Annotated in this window: 4 protein-coding genes; all 4 read right to left on the bottom strand. The window is 37.5% G+C overall.

Annotated features, from left to right (window positions below):
• Positions 1-110: 110 nt before the first annotated feature.
• On the bottom strand, positions 111-1577 hold the full coding sequence (locus CKF58_RS04210; RefSeq protein ID WP_119531289.1) for a DASS family sodium-coupled anion symporter: 1467 nt from the start codon (positions 1575-1577) through the stop codon (positions 111-113).
• Positions 1578-1985: 408 nt separating this feature from the next.
• Positions 1986-2162 carry a hypothetical protein gene (locus CKF58_RS08390; RefSeq protein WP_222987698.1) on the bottom strand — a complete coding sequence of 59 codons (177 nt, stop codon included), beginning with the start codon at positions 2160-2162 and terminating at the stop codon, positions 1986-1988.
• A gap of 48 nt (positions 2163-2210) precedes the next feature.
• Complete coding sequence (locus CKF58_RS08385) at positions 2211-2375, bottom strand: hypothetical protein (RefSeq protein ID WP_222987697.1); 165 nt, start codon at positions 2373-2375, stop codon at positions 2211-2213.
• A gap of 257 nt (positions 2376-2632) precedes the next feature.
• Positions 2633-4507 (bottom strand): hypothetical protein, encoded by a 1875-nt coding sequence (locus CKF58_RS04205; protein WP_119531287.1) that lies wholly within the window; start codon positions 4505-4507, stop codon positions 2633-2635.
• Positions 4508-4761 lie beyond the last annotated feature (254 nt).

Below are 4761 nucleotides of genomic sequence, written 5' to 3'. Positions count from 1 at the left end.
CTTTTAGGTGTGTGGATCATCTTAAATTAAGCTTAGGAAATAGGTTAAAGTTAAAGGTTAATTTATAAACAATTGTTCTGTATTAAAAACAATTGTCTTATTAGGTTGGTTTACCAATAACCTAAAACTTTCCACCATAGACCACCGACAAACACAAAAATTAGTAAATTAATTACACTCATAACAAAACCGGCTGTCCACCATTGTTTAAGAGTTACATAACCTGAAGAGAAGATAACCGGAGATGTACCTGTAGCATAATGAGTTAAGGACATCATTAAACTCGAAGCTCCAGCCATAAGTAAACTAAAGAGCATAGGTGGAGCTCCTAGAGCAATACCTGCGGCTAGAAATGCTCCTAACATAGCCGAAATATGTGCTGTCGTTGAGGCAAAAGCATAGTGAGCATAGAGATAAGCAAGAAGTAAGAGAATTGAGGCTCCTACCCAACTTAAACCAAGATGCATAATACCGGCTTCCATATGTTCACTTGCCCAAGCAATTACTCCTAGTTTATTTAGAGCCGTAGCCATCATAATCAGAGCAGCAAACCAAATAATAGTATCCCATGCTGCTTTTTCGGCAACTATATCTTGCCAAGTTAATACTCCTGTAATTAAGAGTAAACTTAAACCAATAAAAGCTGTAGTTGTTGCATTTATGGCATATTCTTTACCAAAGATCGCAGCCGGTACTCCCGCCCATAATAAAAGCATTAAACTAAAAATGCATAACATGAGCCATTCTTCGATTTTCATTGCTCCTAGTTCGGCAAGTTTTTCTTTTGCAAAGGTAACGGCATTCGGAGTTTGCTTAATTTCAGGTGGATAAAGTATATAGATCACCAGAGGCATTAAAAACATGCATAACATGCCTGGTAAAAACATAGCTAACGCCCAAGTACCCCAAGTTAAACTAACTTGACTATTAGTCGCTTTAGCAATTAAATCAACTACTAGCGGATTAGGAGAGGTAGCCGTAATAAACATAGCCGAAGTAATTGGATTAGCGTGATAATTAGTTAGCGCTAAGTAACGAGCAATTAAACCGCTATTGTTATTTTCTGGACCTGAATTATATGATTTAGCAATCGATTTCATAATCGGGTGAATTACTCCACCACCACGAGCCGTATTTGACGGCATTACTGGTGCTAAAAGTAATTCAGAGAAAGCCAGAGCATAACTCACTCCTAGAGTTTTACGTCCCCACATGGCAATAAAGAGATAACCAATTCTTGCTCCAAGACCGGTTTTTAATAGACCGCGAGCAATCATAATCGATACTCCAATTAACCAAATTAGAGGGTTGGCAAATTGTCCTAAGGCTTCATTGATGGCTGCGCTAGGAGTTGGGGCACTTACCCCAAGTAAGGCAACTAATGCAATTACTACAATCGAAACTGCACCTATGGGCATAGCATTGCCAATAATTGCAATAATCATGCCGATAAAAATCGCAAGTAAGTGCCAAGCATTAGCAGTTAAACCGCTAGGCATTGGCATTAACCATAATCCTAAAACTACTACCAAAGCTATACATGTAGGTATTGGTTTAAATCCTAATTTAAATGTCATAATGTTTTCTCCAATAAATGCGTGCTAGTTCAATACAAAGTATTGAATTTGCTTACCAAATTAGGATTAAACTCCATTGATATAATTTTATTGTAGTCGATAAATTAATACTTGTAAATAGCAAGGAAAAAGGATTTTGCTATAAGTTTTGAGAGTATAGCTCACTCTAACTTTTAGCCATGGAGTAAGTTTAAACTAGAGTACGAAAGGGAGAAGAAAATAGGTAGAAGAAAATAGGTAGCAAACGAACATGAAATGAGCCCGATAAGAGATCTTATCGGGCTCGAATATTAGCTTTAAAAATAATTATCGATGTTTGTTCAATTCTTTAGTTGGAGATTTTATGCATTATGACAATTAAGCAACCGGTAATTGCTTTACATATTCTTTACAAGAAAGGTTATACAATTACCCTCTATTAAATAATAAGCCAATAAGAGCTATAACTAACATGCCAACGGCAACGATGATAAAAGTTATAGGAAGAGAAAGTAATAGTATAAATACAAATCCCCAAAAGCTTTCAGGTTCTACCATTTCATACGCAAAGTAAAGACCAAGAAGTTCGGCAAAGAATACAGGCATATCTAACTCCTATCGTAAGTTATGAGAGGACGTTCTTTATTACGGTTTTTATCTAGAAATATTACGTAAAAAGCCGATAACTATCGCAACTACAAAAGTTAATGGAATAGATAGAATGATAGTGCCGATTACTCCCAAAAAGCTTTCTGGATCAACAATTTGATACGCAATGAAAAGGGCAACAAGTTCAATTAATAGTACAGCTAAACGCATATCTTGCTCCTTAATATTAAGTTGAGAGATAGTACTTTCGTACTTAAGTGTGTAAAGTCACCATATGTATCGTTAAACTTTACACAGGTTTGTTATGTTTACACATAAGAAGAGATATATCCTTAATTGGCAAAACTAAATTAATGTATTTTTTAGTTTTCTAACCATTGGCATTACCTCCTTAGAGAGAAGGTGGAACTTAGAATGTTTGCTGAGTTTTAATTGCGTATGCTTAAAGCTAATATTAATAACCTTACCTATTTTCTCGCAGTAGGAGATGGCTCGCTACTTGGAGTTGTAGGTGTAGTTGGTGTAGTTTCTGGTGTACTAGGCGTAGTTGGAGCGCTAGGAGTTGTAGGCTGCTCACTTGGCGTGCTTGGTACACTGTTTGGATTATTATTTGGTTCAGTACTTGGAGGTACTGGAGTAGTGTTTGGATTTTCACTAGGGCTAGCTGGATTAGTACTTGGAGTATTATCTGTAGTTGGGCTAGTGTTGTTATCCGTTTGTTCGTTAGTACTGTTGTTATCTTCTACGTTTGGAGTAACTTCAGTATTTTCTGTGCCTTCTACATTTTCAGCATTAGGATCAGTTAGCGTTAGGTTTGTTTGCTCTAACGTTAAGTTGTTGTTACTGATGTTAAAGCCTTCAGTATATTCAACAGTATAAATAGGTTCAACTAAAGGTACTTTATAAACTGGATTAACGGTTGCAAACTCATTTACGTAATAACCTTGACCATATACTTTAGGTTTAAAGTCTTTAATTAAAGCAGCATATGGGTTAATAACGTGTTCATCTAAATTATTTAGCGCTACTCCAGCATTACTATAGTAATAGTTATTTAGCATTGGAGCAGGGTTTGGCCAGAAGCCTGAAATATTAACAGGACTTACAGGTACGCTAAATGCTCTAAACTCATTTGCACCAGAGTAGTTAGTTGTAAAGGCATAAGCAGGGTTGTCTTTTAAAGTACCAGCCGCTTGTGCTAAAACTGCCGCTTCTGCTACTTTAGCATTAGCTTCGTTAGTAGCTAAGCGTAAACTTTCATTTACTCGTGCTAAGTCACTTAGACTTTGCTCTGGAGTGGCAAAGCTATCAAGCATATTATCCCAAGTTGTGCTATAGCCTGCTTGTAAGCTAGCTTTAGCTACTTGTTGTGCTTGATCTTTATTCGCGAATACCCCAACAACTACCGTATCAGCCATCATTGCATCACGCTCTGGATTAGCTGGTACAGGGTTAATGTTGTTTACACGGTTATTTTGTAATTTGTAATCTGGATTAGTTTCTACACTTAAAGTATTTACTTCAGGGAAAGTAAAGTTTTTCGCGTAGTATGCACCACCATTTAAGTTTTCTGTAGAAGTTGCTTCTTGTACCACTCCAAGTACAGGTTGCTCTACAGCTGGTAATGGATTACCATTTTCATCAACGGCAGGGCTAGTTTGTTCTGCGTTTTCTGCATTTTCATCGCTTGCAGCACCTTCGGCACTAGCTTCTGTAGCCTCTGCTGGAGCAGAGTTTTCGCCATTATTAGTCTCGTTTGGACTATTTTGCTCTGGCGTTGTTGCCGGTTTGCTCTCATCAGTTGTTGCTGGAGTAGTTGGCGCAGCTGGTGTTTCTGGGCTAGCTGGAGTCGCTGGTGTTGCCGGAGTTTCAGGACTAGCAGGAGTTTCTGGATTCGTTGGAGTTGCTAGTGTTGCAGGATTCTCTGGACTAGTTGGTGTGGTTGGTGCTGCAGGACTATTATTATCCGTATTAGCCGCAGGTGGAACTTGTAACGGATCTGTTACGGTATTGTTGTCACCTTGGTTGTTTTCAGTATTACCATCACCTAGTTTCTTACTTAGATTTGTAAGATCTTGAATACCGTCACCAGGATTTTGAGTATCAACTGCACCTACACCTTCGGCTGCTACTTCTGGAGCTTTACCAACACCTTCAGGGCGCTGCACCGGTTTGTCGTAGTTAGTTGCTACGTAATAGAATTTATAGTTACTTGCAGTAACTGAACTTAAAGTGTTTAAAGTTAAATTGGTACTTTTAGTACTATTCTCAATTGCTAAGGCTGATGATGGAAAAAACAGACTTAACGAGAGGAGCGTTAATGTTAGATTACGTTTTTTCATATTTGTATCCGGGTCAATGGATAGCAAAGTACGGGTAAGTTCTGACTTAACCACCTTGATTTATGAGTACTCGAAGAAGAGTTTAGTGAATAAACCTTTGAGCCTTGCAATAAACCATTTCTTTGACTAAGAATCTAATCTTCTATCCTGTAAAAATAATCTAGAAGTGTAACTTAAAGTTCATAACTCTTAAGTGCACTAAATATTTAAGAAATATCTATAAAAATAGGGATAAGCATATAATTCCCCTATAT

It is taken from the genome of Psittacicella hinzii, assembly GCF_003585935.1.
Lineage (GTDB): Bacteria > Pseudomonadota > Gammaproteobacteria > Enterobacterales > Psittacicellaceae > Psittacicella > Psittacicella hinzii.
The sequence above is the reverse complement of the archived record's forward strand: the minus strand, read 5'-3'. Positions and strand labels throughout refer to the sequence as shown.